This window comes from Pseudomonas antarctica (assembly GCF_900624995.1).
Taxonomy (GTDB): domain Bacteria; phylum Pseudomonadota; class Gammaproteobacteria; order Pseudomonadales; family Pseudomonadaceae; genus Aquipseudomonas; species Aquipseudomonas antarctica.
The window spans coordinates 229,472-248,432 of sequence record NZ_UYXQ01000002.1 but is presented as its reverse complement, the minus strand read 5'-3'; the positions used below and the strand labels follow the sequence as shown (position 1 = coordinate 248,432).

Annotated in this window: 14 protein-coding genes; 13 read left to right on the top strand and 1 reads right to left on the bottom strand. The window is 61.2% G+C overall.

Annotated features, from left to right (window positions below; translation table 11 throughout):
- The first annotated feature begins 126 nt into the window (after positions 1-126).
- The 6 genes from E0F99_RS02805 (at position 127) to E0F99_RS02780 (ending at position 9,669) form a co-directional block, all read left to right on the top strand.
- A complete protein-coding gene (locus E0F99_RS02805) occupies positions 127-2,577 on the top strand; it encodes a glycogen/starch/alpha-glucan phosphorylase (protein ID WP_083355704.1) in 2,451 nt (816 codons plus the stop codon).
- A gap of 98 nt (positions 2,578-2,675) precedes the next feature.
- Entirely contained in the window at positions 2,676-6,188 is a 3,513-nt protein-coding gene (locus E0F99_RS02800) for a DUF2339 domain-containing protein (RefSeq protein ID WP_083355703.1), read from the top strand.
- The gene (locus tag E0F99_RS02795; protein WP_083360325.1) at positions 6,188-7,531 is read left to right on the top strand and encodes a DUF3999 domain-containing protein; all 1,344 of its coding nucleotides are present in this window, start codon (positions 6,188-6,190) and stop codon (positions 7,529-7,531) included. Before E0F99_RS02800 ends, E0F99_RS02795 begins: the two co-directional genes overlap by 1 nt.
- 96 nt (positions 7,532-7,627) lie before the next feature.
- Positions 7,628-8,638 (top strand): class 1 fructose-bisphosphatase, encoded by a 1,011-nt coding sequence (locus E0F99_RS02790; RefSeq protein WP_053253909.1) that lies wholly within the window; start codon positions 7,628-7,630, stop codon positions 8,636-8,638.
- A 176-nt stretch (positions 8,639-8,814) separates the two neighbouring features.
- Positions 8,815-9,069 carry a hypothetical protein gene (locus tag E0F99_RS02785; RefSeq protein ID WP_083355702.1) on the top strand — a complete coding sequence of 85 codons (255 nt, stop codon included), beginning with the start codon at positions 8,815-8,817 and terminating at the stop codon, positions 9,067-9,069.
- Between the two features lie 30 nt (positions 9,070-9,099).
- On the top strand, positions 9,100-9,669 hold the full coding sequence (locus E0F99_RS02780; protein WP_083355701.1) for a lipocalin family protein: 570 nt from the start codon (positions 9,100-9,102) through the stop codon (positions 9,667-9,669).
- 131 nt (positions 9,670-9,800) lie between these two features.
- On the opposite strand, the gene E0F99_RS02775 is transcribed toward E0F99_RS02780, so the two are convergent.
- Positions 9,801-11,165 carry a formimidoylglutamate deiminase gene (locus E0F99_RS02775; RefSeq protein ID WP_083355700.1) on the bottom strand — a complete coding sequence of 455 codons (1,365 nt, stop codon included), beginning with the start codon at positions 11,163-11,165 and terminating at the stop codon, positions 9,801-9,803.
- Between the two features lie 147 nt (positions 11,166-11,312).
- On the opposite strand from E0F99_RS02775, the gene hutC reads away from it, so the two are divergent.
- From hutC to E0F99_RS02740, 7 genes are all read left to right on the top strand, one after another.
- Positions 11,313-12,023 (top strand): histidine utilization repressor, encoded by a 711-nt coding sequence (hutC, locus tag E0F99_RS02770; RefSeq protein WP_232000148.1) that lies wholly within the window; start codon positions 11,313-11,315, stop codon positions 12,021-12,023.
- Positions 12,020-12,580 (top strand): HutD/Ves family protein, encoded by a 561-nt coding sequence (locus E0F99_RS02765; protein ID WP_083355699.1) that lies wholly within the window; start codon positions 12,020-12,022, stop codon positions 12,578-12,580. The genes hutC and E0F99_RS02765 overlap by 4 nt, the downstream gene beginning before the upstream one ends.
- Before the next feature lie 318 nt (positions 12,581-12,898).
- A complete protein-coding gene (gene hutU, locus E0F99_RS02760; RefSeq protein ID WP_032894000.1) occupies positions 12,899-14,569 on the top strand; it encodes a urocanate hydratase in 1,671 nt (556 codons plus the stop codon).
- A gap of 88 nt (positions 14,570-14,657) precedes the next feature.
- Entirely contained in the window at positions 14,658-16,115 is a 1,458-nt protein-coding gene (locus tag E0F99_RS02755) for a purine-cytosine permease family protein (RefSeq protein ID WP_083355698.1), read from the top strand.
- 69 nt (positions 16,116-16,184) lie between these two features.
- Entirely contained in the window at positions 16,185-17,150 is a 966-nt protein-coding gene (locus E0F99_RS02750) for an ABC transporter substrate-binding protein (protein ID WP_083355697.1), read from the top strand.
- A 72-nt stretch (positions 17,151-17,222) separates the two neighbouring features.
- A complete protein-coding gene (locus E0F99_RS02745; protein WP_083355696.1) occupies positions 17,223-18,074 on the top strand; it encodes an ABC transporter permease in 852 nt (283 codons plus the stop codon).
- Positions 18,071-18,895 carry a quaternary amine ABC transporter ATP-binding protein gene (locus tag E0F99_RS02740; protein WP_083355695.1) on the top strand — a complete coding sequence of 275 codons (825 nt, stop codon included), beginning with the start codon at positions 18,071-18,073 and terminating at the stop codon, positions 18,893-18,895. Before E0F99_RS02745 ends, E0F99_RS02740 begins: the two co-directional genes overlap by 4 nt.
- Positions 18,896-18,961 lie beyond the last annotated feature (66 nt).

Sequence of the window (18,961 nt, the reverse complement as noted above, 5' to 3'; positions counted from 1 at the left end):
GCACGACCCCTGCATCAATTTCCCGCAAAGGTGAATGAGTTAAAAAACTGCCGAACCAGCACGTCCACCGTCTGTCAGACCGACTAGGCTCTAGCAACTCCTTCAATCTCGCCCGAGGTCGCACCGATGTCTCAGGAACCGCTTGCACGAGAAGCAGAGGTAGCCGCATTCCGCGATGCTGTCTTGACCAAACTCACCTACGCGGTGGGCAAAGACCCCGACCACGCCTTCGACCACGACTGGTTTGAAGCCATTGCCCTGGCCGCGCGCGACCAGATGGTCGACCACTGGATGGACCATACACGGCGTATTTACCGCAAAGGCCAGAAGCGGGTTTATTACCTCTCTCTCGAATTCCTGATCGGTCGTCTGCTCTACGACAGCCTGAGCAACCTTGGCGTGCTGGAGATCGCGCGCGAAGCACTCTCCGAGCTGGGTGTCGACCTGGAGCGCATCCGCCTGCTGGAGCCTGACGCGGCACTTGGCAACGGTGGTCTGGGCCGCTTGGCGGCATGCTTTATGGAAAGCATGTCGACCCTGGGCATTGCCGGCCACGGGTATGGCATTCGTTATGAACACGGCTTGTTCCGCCAGGCGATTGTTGACGGCTGGCAGCAGGAGCAGACCGAGCGCTGGCTGGACTTTGGTAACCCGTGGGAATTCGAGCGCGCCGAAGTGATTTACCCGATCGGCTTTGGCGGCAGCGTCGAAACCCTGCCGGATGTCTCGGGCAAGCTGATCCAAGTGTGGACGCCCAACGAAACCGTGCGCGCGGTTGCTTATGACACCCCAGTCGTCGGCTGGCGTGGCGCCAGCGTTAATACCCTACGTCTGTGGCGTGCACGCGCCGTGGAAGACCTGCACCTGGAGCGTTTCAATGCCGGTGACCATTTGGGCGCTGTCGCTGAAGTCGCCCGCGCCGAAAGCATCTCCCGAGTGCTTTATCCGGCCGACAGCACCGAAGCAGGGCAAGAGTTGCGCTTGCGCCAGGAATACTTCTTCGTCGCCGCCTCCTTGCAAGACTTGATTCGCCGCCACAAGAACATGCACGGCTCGGTATTGAGCCTGGGCGAACACGCCGCCATCCAGCTCAACGACACTCACCCCTCAATTGCCGTGGCAGAGTTGATGCGCCAACTGGTCGACCTGCACGATATCCCGTGGGAAGCCGCGTGGGACGTGACGGTTGAAACCCTTTCCTACACCAACCACACCTTGTTGCCCGAGGCATTGGAAACCTGGCCGGTCGGCCTGATGGAGCGCATGCTGCCGCGGCACATGCAGATCATCTACCTGATCAACGCCCAGCACATTGACTCGCTGCGGGCCAAGGGCATTCACGATTTCGACGTGCTGCGCGCGGTGTCGCTGATCGAAGAAGACAACGGCCGCCGTGTGCGCATGGGTAACCTGGCGTTCCTGGGCTCGCATAGCGTCAACGGCGTGTCTGGCTTGCACACCCAACTGATGCGCAGCACGGTGTTCTCCGAACTGCACAAGCTGTACCCGGAACGCATCAACAACAAAACCAACGGCATCACCTTCCGCCGTTGGCTGTACCAGGCCAACCCCAAGCTCACCGAGATGCTGGTGGAGGCGCTGGGCCCGGACATTCTCGACACCATGGAAACCCGCCTGACGGAGCTGGAAACTTTCGCCGAAAAGCAGGCCTTCCGCAAAGCCTTCGCCGATCAGCGCCTGCACAGCAAGCGTGCGCTGGCGGAGATCATTCACGAGCGCCTGGGTATTTCGGTCAACCCGGCGGCGATGTTCGATGTGCAGGTCAAACGCATCCACGAATACAAACGCCAGTTGCTCAACCTGTTGCACACCGTGGCGTTGTACCAGGCGATCCGTGCCGAGCCGGGCACCGATTGGGTGCCACGGGTGAAGATCTTCGCGGGCAAGGCCGCCGCGAGTTATCACCAGGCCAAGTTGATCATCAAGCTGACCAACGACATCGCCCGCACCGTCAACAACGACCCCACCGTGCGCGGTTTGCTCAAGGTGGTGTTCCTGCCCAACTACAACGTCAGCCTGGCGGAAAGCATCATCCCGGCGGCGGATTTGTCGGAGCAGATCTCCACGGCGGGTTTTGAGGCCTCGGGCACCAGCAACATGAAGTTCGGTCTCAACGGCGCGCTGACCATCGGCACCATGGATGGCGCCAACGTCGAGATGCACGAGCGCGTCGGCGCCGATCACATGTTTATCTTCGGCCTCAGCGCGCAGCAGGTAGAAGCCCGCAAGCACGCTGGTGAGTTCAACGCCGGGCCGGAAATTGCCGCCTCCCATCGCCTTAACGATGTACTGCAAGCGATCCGGGGCGGGGTGTTCTCGCCGGATGATCCGGGCCGTTATGTGGGGCTGATCGACGGGCTGATCGACTACGACCGTTTTCTGGTGTGTGCCGATTTCGATTCCTACTGGGACGCCCAGGCACGGGTCGAGGCGCATTGGCATGACTCCAAGGCGTGGTGGCGCTCAGCGGTACTCAATACCGCGCGTATGGGCTGGTTCTCGTCCGACCGAACGATCCGTGAATACGCCACCGAGATCTGGAAAGCCCTCGACTGATTTTTTCTTAAACTGTACCCAAGGCCCAACCTGTGTTGGGCCTTGTCGATATACTAAGCGTCTGTCCGCCCGCCTCGGGCTGCTTAGGGATATCGACCATGCAATGGATCTTCATGCTGATTGGCCTGGTGCTCGGCTGGACACTCGATGAGTCGTTCACCGATGCCGGCTTCGGTGCGCTATTGGGCTTGGGCATTGGCCAGGCGATTCGCCTGTCGAGGCTGTCCGCCCAAGCGGATCAGCAAGCGCGTCAGCTGGAGACCACGCAAAAGGCGCTGATAGCGCTGGGTGAGCGCCTGCGGCAGCTGGAAGTGCCCGCGCCGACCAGCGGCGTGATTGTCCAAACCCCCATCCCTGAACCAGCACCTGTCGTTGCAACGCCCGAACTTGTTTGGGAGCTGCCCGCCGAATTGGCGCCTGTCGCCACAGTGGCCGAAACCGGCCAGCCGCTGCCGGATGACGTCTGGGCCCCAGCGCCGACGCCAACACCTAAAGAACCTGCCATTCCCCGTGGCCCCAACCTGATCGAGCGCGCCATCAGTGGCGCACGCAATTGGTTGTTTGGCGGTAACACCGTGCTGCGCGTTGGCGTGGTGCTGTTGTTTCTCGGCCTGGCATTTTTGCTGCGCTATGCCACCGAAGGTGTGGTGGTGCCGATCGAACTGCGTTATGCCGGCGTTGCCGCTGCCGCCATCGGCCTGCTGGGCCTGGGTTGGTGGTTACGGCTGCGCAACAGCAATTACGGCCTGATGTTGCAAGGCACCGGGATTGCCGTGTTGTACCTGACGGTGTTTGCCGCGATGCGCTTGCACCCGTTGATCGACCCGAGCGCTGCGCTCGGCCTGTTGGTGGCGGTCACGGTGTTCTCGGCGATCCTGGCAATCACTCAGGACGCCCTCGGCCTTGCGTGCGCGGCAGCGCTGGGCGGGTTTGCTGCGCCGATTCTGACGTCCACCGGCGCCGGTAACCACGTGGCGCTGTTCAGCTATTTTGCGTTGCTCAACGCCGGCATCCTCGGCATCGCCTGGTTCAAGGCCTGGCGCTTGCTCAACCTCATCGGGTTTGTCGGCACCTTCGGCATCGGTTTCGCCTGGGGCCTGCGCTCCTACACACCGGAACTGCTGTGGAGCACCGAGCCGTTTCTGATCCTGTTTTTCCTGATGTACTTGGCCATCGGCCTGCTGTTCGCCCGACGTAAGTTGCAAGAGATGGGCGATGCCCCCGAAGACCGTCATGCGCTGCTGCGCTGGTCGGCGGCCAAGGGCGATTATGTCGATGGCAGCATGCTGTTCGGGCCGCCGCTGGTGGGCTTCGGCCTGCAGTTCGCGCTGGTGCAGCACCTGGAGTTTGCCGCCGCGTTCAGTGCGCTGGGCCTAGGGCTTATCTACATGGGCCTGGCGCGGTTGCTGAGTGGCGGGCGCGCCTTGCTGCTGGCGGAAACCTGCCTGGCACTGGGGGTGATCTTTGCCAGCCTGGCGATTCCGCTGGGCCTCGATGCGCGTTGGACGGCGGCGGCGTGGGCGGTGGAGGGCGCGGGGATCTTCTGGCTCGGCTTGCGCCAACAGCGGCCGCTGGCGCGGGCATTTGGCCTGTTGTTGCAGTTGGGTTCGGCGCTGGCGTTCCTCAGCGAACTGCGCGTAGGCGAACTGACCTTGCTCGACGGTGCACCGCTGGGCGCGCTGTTGCTGGGTGCGGCGCTGCTGTTCAGCTTCGATCAGTTGCGCAAGGCATCGACCGAACAGGCGGCGTACTGGGAGCGCAAAGGCCTGCCGGTGTTGGCGAGCCTGGGCCTGAGCTTTTTGTACCTGCTCGCCCCCTTGCTGCTGCTGACCCAAGGCACCGCCATCAGTTGGGCAATCGCGGGTCTTGTGACGCTGTTTGTCGGCCTGCGCATCGGCTCGCGCACCTTCCTGTTCACCGCTTTCGGTGTGCAATTGCTCGGCGGTGCGTTGTTCTTGTTGCGCTTGCAGGGCGCTGATGGGGCGGCGGTATTCAGCGCCGGGTGGACCGGCTTATTGACCGCCTCGCTGATCGGCCTGGCGTTGGTCGGCGGCATGCTGATGGCCGCGCGCGATGACCTGGTGCGCAGCGATGTGCGGCTGCTGCGCGGGCTGTCGGTGGTGCTGCTCGCCGGTTTGGTGCTGATCAATCTCGCAGTGCTGTTTGTACTGCCTTGGGAAAGTGCCAGCGGCGTGTGGGCGGCCAGTGGCTTATTGATCATCTGGCTGAGCCTATACCTGCAACAGCGCGTCAGCTTCGTGTTTGGATTGCTGTTGCAATTGATCGGCGGTGGCTCGTTCTTGTTGGCGGCGCCGCAGTTGCTCGGACCGTTGAGCAGCGAGGCCTTGCGCCCCTTGGCGCACAGCGGTTTCTGGACGCCGATGGTGCTGGGCTTGGCCGCGATGGTGGGCGCCTGGCGCTTGCAACGTGAGCCGCATGCGCCGGTGTTCAGCGTGTTGAAACTGCAACGCCTGTCCGATCTGTTGCTGGTGTGGGGCGCGGCCTGGTGGATGCTGGCACTGATCGGTGAAGTATTGCGGTTTACGCCGCAGGATCTGCAGGGCCCCTTGTTGCTCGGCATCGCGGCGATTAGCGTGGCGATCTGGGCAGTGCTGGCCGACCGGTTGCGCTGGGCGTCGCTGGGCATGCTGTGCACCTTGCTGATGCCGGCAGCGGGCGTGGTGTTGCTGGCGTCTGCCAATGATTACTACCACCCGGCGGCACACTTCGGCTGGCTGGCGTGGTTGGCGGTATTTGGGGTGCATTTCATCTCGCTGCGCCGTTTGGCTGCGGTGGTACCGAGCAAGGTGTTGAGCATCGCTCACGTGCTCGGCTGCTGGATGTTGATCGGCGTGCTGGCGCTGGAGCTGCGTTACGGCCTGCTGTTGCTGTCGAGCGAATACAACGCCTGGCGCTGGTTGGGTTGGGCGATTCTGCCAAGCCTGTACCTGGTGCTGGCGGCTGCGCCGCGCAGCTGGCCGTGGCCGGTGTCGGCGTATCCGCGTGAATACCGCGTGCTGGCCGCGTTGCCGCTGGCGGTATTGATGCTCGGCTGGTTCTGGCTGGCGAATATTTTCAGCGACGGCACCGCTGAACCGCTGCCATACATGCCGCTGCTTAACCCGCTGGACCTGGGCCTGCTGTTCGCATTGCTGGGTATTTACCTGTGGTCGCGCAGTGTTGCGCCGCAACGCGGGCCGCGTGCCGAGTGGGTTGCCCAAGGTGTTGCGGGGGCTTCGCTGTTTGCCTTTTTCACGGCCTTGGTGATGCGCACTGCCCACCATTGGGCGGGCGTGCCGTTCCAGCTGGATGCGTTGCTGGCGTCCATGTTGGTGCAGGCCGGCCTGTCGATTGTGTGGACCCTGATCGCCCTCGGCCTGATGATCGGCGGCCACCTGCGCCATCGTCGCGAAGTGTGGTTGATCGGCGCGGCGTTGATTGCAGTGGTGGTCGCCAAGCTGTTCTTTGTCGAGCTGAGTAACCGTGGCGGGCTGGCGCGGATTGTGTCGTTTATCGGCGTGGGCGGGCTGTTGCTGGTGGTGGGCTACTTCGCACCACTGCCGCCCAAGCGTGCCGAGCCTGTGTTGGAAACTGAAGGAGCATCCTCTTGATCGGTAAGTTGAGCGTAATCGCGGTGGGCTTGTGTACGACGTTGTCGGTATGGGCGCAGGAAGCGCCGACCGACTTCACCACGCAGGTGCCGTTGGCGGTGAGTGGCGACGGCCCGTGGTATCGCCTGGAGTTGCCGCTGTCTGTGCAATTGAGCGCGCGCCAGGCCGATCTCAGTGATGTGCGCGTGTTTAACGCCGCCGGCGAACCTCAGGCCTACGCGCTGTCACGCCAATCAGCGCAACGCACCGAAAGCCGCAATGTAGCCGACGTGAAGTGGTTCCCGTTGTACGCCGCCGACACCGATGAAAGTGTGCCGAACGTGGTGATGAAGTCCACCGCCGAAGGCACGCTGCTTGAAGTGCGCCCGTCCAAGGCTGGCAAGCAAGTGCTGCGTGGCTGGGTGTTGGACGCCAGCGCGGTCAAGGCGCCGTTGCAGCAACTGAGCCTGGACTGGAGCCGCGAACAGGACGGCTTCCAGCGTTTCAGCATTGAAGCTAGTGACGACTTGCAGCACTGGGAAGCCTGGGGCGATGGCCAAGTGGCGCGCCTGTCGTTTGCTGATGAGCGTGTCGAGCAACATGACGTGAGTTTGCCGGGGCAACCGGCGCGTTACCTGCGCCTGGTGTGGCAAGGCCAAGTCGCGCCGACGCTGACCTCGGCCAAGCTGGTGAGCGCCACCCGCAGCAGTCTGCCGATGCCGTTGGTGTGGTCGCAACCGTTGTCGGGAGTGCGGCTCAAGGCTGGGGAATACAGCTGGCAGTTGCCGACGGGGCTGAATGTTGAGCGCTTGCGTATCGAGTTGAAACAGCCGAACACGCTGGCGCCGGTCACCTTGGCGGGGCGCCGTGAAGCCAAGCAAGCCTGGCAGCCGCTGAGCAATGGCTTGTTGTACCGCCTGACCCAAAACGGCCAAGACGTGGTGCAGGACGAGTTGCAACTGCCGGGCGTTACCGTCGGCGAGCTCAAATTGCAGGTAGATGAGCGCGGCGGTGGCCTGGGCGTCGAGGCGCCGGCCGTGCGCTTTGCCGTGCGCACCACGCAATTGGTGTTCCTGGCGCGGGGCGAGCCGCCGTTTATCCTGGCGTTGGGCAATGGCTCAGTCAAGGCGGCGAATCTGCCGCTGTCGACCCTGATCCCTGACTACAGCGCCGAACGCCTCAAGACGTTGGGTCAAGCCAAGGTCACAGGTGACGCTGTGGTCAGAGCCACCACCGTGGCCATACCGCCCGAAGCGGGCACCGACTGGAAGAAACTCGGCCTGTGGGCCGTGCTCCTGTTGGGTGTGGCGGCGCTGGGGGCGATGGCCTACAGTTTGTTGCGCCAACCTGCGGCCAAACCGTGAACTCTATTGGAGTTAAATCCTCTGATTAGAGGAAATACGCCCCGACTCGCGTTAAACTGCGCGGGTTTTTAAGCCCCCCATTCTCCGGAGCCTTCCATGTCCCGCGTTACCCTGAGTCGCTATTTGATCGAGCAGACCCGCAGCAACAACACGCCTGCCGATCTGCGCTTCCTTATCGAAGTGGTGGCGCGTGCTTGCAAGGAAATCAGCCACGCCGTATCCAAAGGCGCACTGGGTGGTGTCCTGGGCAGCATGGGCACTGAAAACGTCCAAGGCGAAGTGCAGAAGAAGCTCGACGTGATCTCCAACGAGATCCTGCTCGAAGCCAACGAATGGGGCGGTCACCTGGCCGGCATGGCGTCCGAAGAAATGGACAATGCCTACCAGATCCCGGGCAAGTACCCCAAAGGCGCCTACCTGCTGGTGTTCGACCCACTGGACGGTTCGTCCAACATCGACATCAACGCACCGGTTGGCACCATCTTCTCGGTACTGCGTTGCCCGAACGAATACCTGAGCCAGAACGAAGCCCTGAACGAAAAGGCCTTCCTGCAGCCAGGCACCGAGCAGGTCGCTGCCGGTTACGCGATCTACGGCCCGCAGACCATGCTGGTGCTGACCCTGGGCGACGGCGTCAAAGGCTTCACCCTGGACCGCGAAATGGGCAGCTTTGTGCTGACCCACGAAGACATCACTATTCCTGCATCCACCCAGGAATTTGCGATCAACATGTCCAACCAGCGTCACTGGGAAGAGCCGGTTACTCGCTACGTCGGCGAGTTGATGGCCGGTGAGGAAGGCCCGTTGAAGAAGAACTTCAACATGCGTTGGGTCGCGGCGATGGTGGCTGACGTACACCGTATCCTGACTCGTGGTGGCCTGTTCATGTACCCACGCGACAGCCGCGAGCCGTCCAAGCCAGGCAAACTGCGCTTGATGTACGAAGCCAACCCGATGTCGTTCCTGGTTGAGCAAGCAGGCGGGGCGTCCACCGACGGCCATCAGCGTATCCTCGACATCCAGCCCGAAGGCCTGCACCAGCGCGTGGCGGTGTTCCTGGGTTCGAAGGAAGAGGTTGAACGTGTGACCGGCTACCACAAGAAGTAACTCACTGCGATAAGTTATCCGCCGTGTTGTGAGGCCGTTCACCCTTAAAGAAGCCCCGAAACGTTTCAGCGTTTTCGGGGCTTTTTTGTTTTCGTTCATCGGGAACCAGACACCTCTTTTCCCTTCTAAGCTTCTGGCAGATACCCAAGCTGCTTCGTCCCTCCAGGAGTTTTTCCATGTCGTTACGCCGTCTCGCTTTGCTGGCTGTTTGCGTGCTATTGGCCGCTTGCAGCAAGGTCAACCAAGAAAATTACGCGAAGTTGTCGGCTGGCATGGCCAAGGCTGAGGTGGAGTCGTTGCTGGGCAAGCCGACCGATTGTTCCGGCGCACTGGGCATGTCCAGTTGCACGTGGGGCGATAAAAACAGCTTTATCAGCGTTCAATATGCCGGTGACAAAGTTCTGATGTTTTCCGGGCAAGGCCTGAAGTAAACCGGGGCGCGAGCCTGCGGGAGAAGAAGAATGATGCGTTTTGTTTTGTGCCTTTGTGCCAGCCTGTTTTTGGCGGGCTGCGCCAGCCATTCTGGCGATGATCTGCAACCCAAGACCGTTGGCAGCGTCAACCTCAAGCGTTACCAGGGCACCTGGTATGAGTTGGCCCGATTGCCGATGTATTTCCAGCGCAACTGCGCGCAGTCCGAAGCCCGCTACACCTTGCTGCCTGATGGCGACATGTCGGTGTTCAACCGCTGCCTGACACCTGAGTGGAAGTGGCAGGAAGCCAAGGGCATGGCCACGCCGCAAGTGCCGGGCAAGACTGACAAGCTCTGGGTGGAATTTAATAACTGGTTCACGGCGTTGCTGCCAGGCGTCGCCAAGGGCGATTACTGGGTGCTGTACGTCAGCGACGACTACAAGACTGCCCTCGTCGGCAGCCCGAGCCGGCGCTACATGTGGATCTTGTCGCGCACACCTACGGTGAGCGCCGACACCCGCGAGGACCTGCTGAGCCGGGCGCGCCAGCAAGGGTATGACACGACGCGGTTGATCTGGCGTACGTCGGACAAGCAGATGGCGAAGACTTCGCAGTAAACCTGGACCATCGCCAATCAAAATGTGGGAGCGGGCTTGCTCGCGAATACGGAGTGTCAGTCGACAGATGTAATGACTGATACACCGTATTCGCGAGCAAGCCCGCTCCCACATTTGTTTTGCATTGTTTGTTAGCCCAGCATATCCCTCAGGACTTGCGTGAAGGCGCGGCTGCTTTCCTCTTCACCTGCATGATGCCCGTCCCGTACTACCCACTTCCCGTTCACCAGCACATCGCGCACCTGCCGATCACCACCGGCGAACAGCCAGCGATTGAGAATGCCGTCCTCCGTCGCCGTTGCCAGGTACGGGTCGTTGCCATCCAACACCAGCCAGTCCGCGCGTTTGCCCACTTCCAAACGACCAATCGGTTGGCCCAGCGCCTGGGCGCCGCCGTCCAATGCAGCATCAAACAGTGTGCGGCCGACCATTGGCTGATCACTGCGGTACAAGCGGTTACGCCGCTGGTCGCGCAGGCGCTGGCCGTATTCCAGCCAACGTAACTCTTCCACCACGCTAAGCGATACATGGCTGTCGGAGCCAATGCCCATGCGTCCGCCTTGGGCGAGGAAATCCACGGCTGGGAATATGCCGTCGCCCAGGTTGGCTTCGGTGGTCAGGCACAAACCGGCAATCGCGCGGCTCTTGGCCATGCGCGCCACTTCGTCAGCATCCGCGTGAGTGGCGTGCACCAAGCACCAGCGCTCATCCACCTCGACGTTGTCATACAGCCATTGCAGCGGGCGTTTGCCGCTCCAGGCCAGGCAATCGTCGACCTCTTTTTGCTGCTCGGCGATGTGGATATGCACCGGGCACGCCTTGTCGCTGGCAGCCAGGACATCATGGATTTGTTGCGGTGTGACGGCGCGCAGGGAGTGAAAGCACAGGCCCAACTGCTGCGCCGGTTGCGCGGCGAGGATCGGCTTGAGCTGCGCTTGCAGGTCCAAGTAGTGTTCAGTGCTGTTGATAAACCTGCGCTGGCCTTCATTCGGCGCCTGGCCGCCAAAGCCTGCGTGGGTGTAGAGCACGGGCAGCAAGGTCAGGCCAATCCCACTGCTGGCGGCCGCCTGGCTGATTTGCCGCGACAGCTGCGCGCGGTCGGCGTACGGCTGGCCGTTGACGTCGTGATGCACGTAGTGAAACTCGGCCACCGAGGTGTAACCGGCCTTGAGCATCTCGATATACAGCTGGCGGGCGATGATGTGCAGTTGCTCCGGGCTGATCTTGCCGACCATGCGGTACATCAAATCGCGCCAGGTCCAGAAGCTGTCATTCGGGTTGCCGGCCACTTCGGCCAAGCCCGCCATGGCACGTTGGAACGCATGAGAATGCAGGTTCGGCATGCCCGCCAACACCGGGCCTCTGAGCCGTTCGGCGCCGTCTGCACTGGCATTGGGCTCAACGTGGGTCAGCACGCCATCGGCGCTGACTTCAAAGCGTACATCGTTGGCCCATCCATTAGGCAGCAGCGCGCATTCGGCAAAGAAAGCGGACATGATCAAGGCACCCCGGTCGTGTGTTTATTTGTATATACATATACAGACGTTTGCCTGCTCGGTAAACTCCGGCAATCTATGCATCTTTTCCCCCTGCAAGGATTCCCTGTGCCGACTCCGCCTGCCAAGTCTTCGCTGGCTGCCCACATGGACGAAAGTCCGGCGCCCTTGTATGCCCGCGTCAAACAGATGATCAGCCAGCAGATCCTCAACGGCAACTGGCCGCCGCATTACCGCGTGCCGTCCGAGAGCGAGCTGGTCAGCCAGCTGGGCTTCAGCCGCATGACCATCAACCGCGCCCTGCGCGAACTCACCGCTGAAGGGTTGCTGGTGCGCATGCAAGGCGTTGGCACGTTCGTCGCCGAGCCCAAGAGCCAATCGGCGCTGTTTGAAGTGCACAACATTGCCGATGAGATCGCCTCTCGCGGTCACCGGCATACCTGCCAAGTCATCCACTTGTGCGAAGAGGCCGCTGGCTCCGAGCGCGCGGTCGCCCTGGAAATGCGCGAAGGCGGGCGGGTGTTCCACTCGCTGATCGTGCATTTCGAAAACGACATCCCGGTGCAAATCGAAGACCGTTTCGTCAACGCCCTGGTGGCGCCGGACTACTTGCAGCAGGACTTCACGCAACAAACGCCGTACGCCTACTTGAACCAAGTTGCGCCGCTGACCGAAGGCGAGCATGTGGTTGAAGCGATCCTCGCCGATGCCGAAGAGTGCAAGCTGCTGCAGATCGAGCCGAGCGAGCCGTGCTTGTTGATTCGCCGCCGCACTTGGTCGGGGCGCCAGCCGGTGACCGCTGCGCGTTTGATCCACCCCGGTTCCCGTCATAGCCTGGAAGGACGTTTCAGTAAATGAGTGCAGTGAACGTCTGGCGCGCCGCCGATTACATCCGCATGCCGTGGAAAAACGGCGGCGGCAGTACCGAAGAAATCACCCGTGACGCAGGCTTAGGCCTGGATGGCTTTGGCTGGCGCCTGTCGATTGCCGATATCGCCGAGTCGGGCGGGTTTTCCACCTTCGCCGGCTACCAGCGCGTGATCACCGTGATCAAAGGCGCGGGCATGGTGCTGACGGTGGATGGCGAAGAGCAACGTGGCTTGTTACCGCTGCAGCCGTTTGCGTTCAGTGGTGAGAGCGAGGTTTCTTGCCGCTTGATCACCGGGCCGATCCGCGATTTCAACCTGATTTATTCGCCCCAGCGTTACCACGCACGCTTTCAGTGGGTGGATGGTGTGCAGCGGTTTTTCACCACGGCGCAGACCGTGCTGGTGTTCAGCGTGGCGGATGAAGTGAAGGTGCTGGACCAAAAGCTGGGTCATCACGACTGCCTGCAAATCGACGGTAACACCGACCTGCTGGACCTCTCGGTTACCGGCCGCTGCTGCGTCATCGAACTGACCGCACTCGGTTAAAAACTGTGGGAGCTGTGTTGTTCAAGGGATCTGTTTCCGGCCAGCGCACCAATTTGTTACCGAACGCCCCAGCGTGGCGCAACGCTACGCTGTTATGAACAATCTCCCTCGCTGCAAAACGCCTCCGCAAGAAATTTCACCAAGCCTCCAGGCCTTAATTTCCAAGGCTTTCACACACCTTCCCAAAAAATCTCACGCCCTCGCTAAGAAAGTTGGCCGCTCGATTGCATATGCTTGTATGTACAAGTAAAGATGTGTGCGTAAGACTCTCCTTCGCACCATCAATGTTCGCGCATCGATCGCCGAGGAGTCTTAGCAGTGACCAAGCCTACAAAATACCGTGACGTCGAAATCCGCGCCGCCCGCGGTAACAAGCTCACCGCCAAAAGCTGGCTGACTGAAGCGCCGCTGCGCATGCTGATGAACAACCTCGACCCGCAAGTGGCCGAGAACCCGAAAGAATTGGTGGTGTACGGTGGTATCGGCCGTGCGGCGCGCAACTGGGAGTGCTACGACCAGATCGTCGAGAGCCTCACCAACCTGAATGACGACGAAACCTTGCTGGTGCAATCCGGCAAGCCGGTCGGCGTGTTCAAGACCCACAGCAACGCCCCACGCGTGCTGATTGCCAACTCCAACCTGGTGCCGCACTGGGCCAGCTGGGAACACTTCAACGAGCTGGATGCCAAGGGCCTGGCCATGTACGGCCAGATGACCGCCGGCAGCTGGATCTACATCGGCAGCCAGGGCATCGTCCAAGGTACTTACGAAACCTTCGTCGAAGCCGGTCGCCAACATTACAACAGCGACCTGACCGGTCGTTGGGTACTCACCGCCGGCCTCGGTGGTATGGGCGGCGCTCAGCCGTTGGCCGCGACCCTGGCCGGCGCGTGCTCGCTGAACATCGAGTGCCAGCAGGTCAGCATCGATTTCCGCTTGAGCAGCCGCTATGTCGACGAGCAAGCCACCGACCTCGACGACGCCCTGGCCCGCATCGCCAAATACACCAAGGAAGGCAAGGCCATCTCCATCGCCCTGCTGGGTAATGCGGCAGAAATCCTGCCGGAGCTGGTCAAGCGTGGCGTGCGCCCGGACATGGTCACCGACCAGACCAGCGCCCACGACCCACTCAACGGCTACCTGCCGGCAGGCTGGACTTGGGACGAATACCGCGCCCGCGCCAAGACCGAACCGGCTGCCGTGATCAAGGCCGCCAAACAGTCGATGGCCGTGCACGTCAAAGCCATGCTCGAGTTCCAGAAGCAAGGCATTCCGACCTTCGACTACGGCAACAACATCCGCCAGATGGCGCAAGAAGAAGGCGTGGAAAACGCATTCGACTTCCCAGGCTTCGTACCGGCCTACATCCGCCCACTGTTCTGCCGTGGCATCGGCCCGTTCCGTTGGGCGGCACTGTCCGGCGACCCGCAAGACATCTACAAGACCGACGCCAAGGTCAAAGAGCTGATCCCTGACGACGCGCACCTGCACAACTGGCTGGACATGGCGCGCGAGCGCATCAGCTTCCAGGGCCTGCCGGCACGTATCTGCTGGGTTGGCCTGGGCCAGCGCGCCAAGCTGGGCCTGGCGTTCAACGAAATGGTGCGCAGCGGCGAGCTGTCGGCGCCGGTGGTGATCGGCCGTGACCACCTCGACTCTGGCTCGGTTGCCAGCCCGAACCGCGAAACCGAGGCCATGCAGGACGGTTCCGACGCTGTGTCGGACTGGCCACTGCTCAACGCCTTGCTCAACACCGCCAGCGGCGCGACCTGGGTTTCGCTGCACCACGGCGGCGGCGTGGGCATGGGCTTCTCGCAGCACTCCGGCATGGTGATCGTCTGCGACGGCACCGATGAAGCCGCTGAGCGGATTGCCCGCGTACTGCACAACGACCCGGCTACCGGCGTGATGCGTCACGCGGATGCCGGCTACCAAATCGCCATCGACTGCGCCAAAGAACAGGGCCTCAACCTCCCGATGATCAAGTAACGACTGGCCAGGTTCCTGTGGGAGCTGTGTACACAAGACCTGTTTAACCCGCACCACCCAAAAACAATCCATCAGAGGTTGAACACACATGGCTGCAAATGACGCGCGTGCAAGCACCACCCCGTTGATCGAAAGGCGTTCGATCGACTACATCCCGGAAGCGGAAAGACACGGTCGTCTGTTTAGTCAGTTCACCCTATGGATGGGTGCCAACCTGCAAATCACCGCGATTGTCACCGGGGCCCTGGCCGTGGTGCTGGGCGGTGATGTGTTCTGGTCGTTGATCGGTCTGCTGATCGGCCAACTGGTTGGTGGCGGCGTCATGGCGTTGCATGCGGCGCAAGGGCCGAAGCTTGGCTTGCCGCAGATGATCTCCAGCCGGGTACAGTTTGGTGTTTATGGCGCGGCCATTCCGATCGTGTTGGTCTGTTTGATGTACCTCGGCTTTACCGCGACCGGCACCGTACTTTCCGGCCAAGCGCTGGGCCAGTTGTTTGGTGTCAGTGACAGCGTCGGTATCCTTATTTTCGCCAGTGTCATTGTGCTGGTCACGGTGCTCGGTTACCGGGTGATCCATTGGATCGGCCGCGTCGCCAGCGTCATCGGTGTGATTGCCTTCGTCTACCTGTTCAGTCGCCTGATCAGCCAGACCGATATTGGCGCACTGCTGCAAATCCGCCACTTCAGTTGGAGCAGTTTTTTGCTCGCGGTGTCGCTCGCGGCATCCTGGCAGATCGCCTTCGGCCCTTACGTGGCGGACTATTCACGTTACTTGCCGAGCAAGACGTCCTCGGTGAAAACCTTTCTCGCCGCTGGCGCGGGTTCAGTTATTGGTGCACAGGTGGCGATGATCCTCGGCGTGTTTGCGGCGGCCATGTCCAACGGGCAATTCGCTGGTCATGAAGTGGCTTACATCGTTGGGTTGAGCGGCACGGGTGCCACCGCTGCGCTGCTGTACTTCAGCATCGCGTTTGGCAAGGTCACCATCTCTACGCTGAACTCCTACGGTAGTTTCATGTGCATCGCGACCATCATCAGCGGCTTTCGCGGTCGCCTGGAAGTCACGCGCTTTCAGCGTCTGGTTTTCGTGCTGGTGATTGTCGGCACTGCGACCCTGATCGCGTTGCTCGGCCAGCACTCGTTCCTCGGTGCTTTCAAGTCTTTCATCCTGTTCCTGCTGGCGTTCTTTACGCCCTGGAGTGCGATCAACTTGGTGGATTACTACTGCATCACCCGCGAGCGCTATGACGTGCCGGCGCTGGCCGACCCGAACGGCCGCTACGGTCGCTGGAACCTACTCGGTATCAGCGTCTATGTCTTCGGCGTGTTGGTGCAATTGCCCTTCATCTCCACCAAGTTCTACACCGGCCCGCTGGTGGCCGCGCTGGGTGATGTGGATATTTCCTGGATCATCGGTCTGGTACTTCCCGCAGCCCTCTATTACGTCTGTGCGAAAAAGTGGCACAGCGCAATTCCTGAACACCTGATCCTGCCGCCAGAGCAGGGCGCTACACCAATAGCAAACGGGCTGGCTGCACAAGCCTGATGGGACGTGGACAGGGCAGGACGCCTACTGACTGCCGTAATCCATTTCAAGATTGGGAGCGTCACAACAATGAAAATGAATAAAACCCTGCTGGCATCACTGTTTTGTGCAGGCTTGCTGGCTAGCGCCGGCGCCCAGGCGGCCGGCTGGTGCGAATCCGGCAAGCCGGTGAAATTCGCGGGCCTGAACTGGGAAAGCGGCATGTTGCTCACCGACATCCTGCAAACCGTGCTGGAAAAAGGTTACGGCTGCAAAACCGACAGCCTGCCGGGCAACTCCATCACCATGGAAAACGCCCTGAGCAGCAACGACATTCAAGTGTTTGCCGAAGAGTGGGTCGGCCGCAGCGAGGTCTGGAACAAGGCCGAGAAGGCCGGCAAAGTCGTCGGCGTGGGTGCCCCGATCGTTGGTGCAGTGGAAGGTTGGTACGTGCCGCGTTACGTGATCGAAGGCGACGCCAAGCGCAAATTGGAAGCCAAGGCACCGGGCCTGAAAAACATCGCGGATCTGGCCAAATACGCCTCGGTATTCAAGGACCAGGAAGAACCGTCCAAGGGCCGCTTCTACAATTGCCCGGCCGGCTGGACCTGTGAGCTGGACAACAGCGAAATGCTCAAAAGCTACGGCCTGGAAAGCACCTACACCAACTTCCGCCCAGGCACCGGCCCGGCGCTGGATGCGGCGGTGCTGTCGAGCTACAAGCGTGGCGAGCCGATCCTGTTCTACTACTGGTCGCCCACCCCGCTGATGGGCCAGGTTGACTTGGTCAAGCTGGAAGAGAAGCCGGGCGTGGATAAAACCGTGAGCATCAAGGTTGGCTTGTCCAAGACCTTCCACGAGCAAGCGCCGGAGCTGGTGGCCGTGCTGGAGAAGGTCAACCTGCCAATCGATCTGCTGAACCAGAACCTGGGTCGCATGGCCAAAGAGCGAATTGAGTCGCCAAAACTGGCGAAAATTTTCCTCAAGGAACATCCTGAAGTCTGGCACGCGTGGGTGAGCGACGACGCAGCCAAGAAAATCGACGCGGCCTTGTAGGTCAAGCGTGTCCGACTACCCTGAGGGGCTAGTCGGACACCCGGCCACAACCCACTGGATCGAGAGCACGCTATGTTTCCTGAGAGTTTTACGTTTTCCATCGCCGACTGGGTCAACGGTTGGGTGGACTCGCTGGTCACCAACTACGGCGATGTGTTCCGGCAGATATCCGACACCCTGCTATGGGCCATCGTCAACCTGGAAGGGTTGCTGCGCGCGGCGCCTTGGTGGCTGATGCTGGCCATCGTCGGCGGCATCGCCTGGCACGCCACCCGCAAGGTGGTGACCACGGCGGTCATCGTCGGGTTGCTGTTCCTGGTGGGCGCGGTTGGCCTGTGGGACAAGCTGATGCAAACCCTGGCCCTGATGATGGTCGCCACGGTGATCTCGGTGCTGATCGGCATTCCGCTGGGCATTCTCTCGGCGCGCAGCAATCGCCTGCGTTCGGTATTGATGCCGCTGCTGGACATCATGCAAACCATGCCCAGCTTCGTGTACCTGATTCCGGTGCTGATGCTGTTCGGCCTCGGTAAGGTGCCGGCGATTTTCGCCACGGTGATCTACGCCGCCCCACCGCTGATTCGTCTGACGGATTTGGGCATTCGCCAAGTCGACGGCGAAGTCATGGAAGCTATCAATGCCTTTGGTGCCAACCGTTGGCAGCAACTGTTCGGTGTGCAACTGCCACTGGCGCTGCCGAGCATCATGGCCGGGATCAACCAGACCACCATGATGGCGCTGTCGATGGTGGTGATTGCCTCGATGATCGGTGCCCGTGGCTTGGGTGAAGACGTGCTCGTCGGCATCCAGACCCTCAACGTCGGCCGTGGCCTCGAAGCGGGCCTGGCGATTGTGATTCTTGCAGTGGTCATCGACCGCATTACCCAGGCCTATGGTCGTCCACGGCATGAGGCGAGCAAATGACTACCGTCAGCAAAATTGAAGTTAAGAACGTCTTCAAGATTTTCGGCAACCGCTCCAAGGACGCCCTGGCCATGGTTGGCCAAGGCAAGACCAAGGACCAGGTGCTGGCCGAGACCGGTTGCGTGGTCGGCGTGAACGACTTGTCCCTGAGCATCGGCACCGGCGAGATCTTTGTGATCATGGGCTTGTCGGGCTCCGGCAAGTCGACGTTGGTGCGTCACTTCAATCGCCTGATCGACCCTACCAGCGGCGCGATCCTGGTGGACGGCGAAGACATCCTCAAACTGGACATGGAAGCCCTGCGCCAATTTCGTCGGCACAAGATCAGCATGGTGTTCCAGAGCTTCGGCCTGCTGCCCCACAAGAGCGTGCTCGACAACGTCGCCTACGGCCTGAAAGTGCGTGGCGAAACCAAGCAGGTCTGCGCCGAACGCGCGTTGCACTGGATCGAAACCGTGGGCCTCAAAGGCTACGAAAATAAATACCCGCACCAGCTGTCCGGCGGCATGCGCCAGCGTGTGGGCCTGGCCCGCGCCTTGGCGGCGGATACCGACATCATCTTGATGGACGAAGCCTTCAGCGCCCTCGACCCGCTGATCCGCGCCGAGATGCAGGACCAGTTGCTCGAGCTGCAAAAGACTCTGCACAAAACCATCGTGTTCATCACCCACGACCTCGACGAGGCCGTGCGTATCGGCAACCGCATTGCGATCCTCAAGGACGGCAAGCTGATCCAGGTCGGCACGCCGCGCGAGATCCTGCATTCGCCGGCGGATGAGTATGTGGACCGGTTTGTTCAGCGGCGGGCGGCGGTGGTCTGATCCGGATTTTGAGTTGAGCCGGCTGGCCTCTTCGCGAGCAAGCCCGCTCCCACATTTGGAATGCGT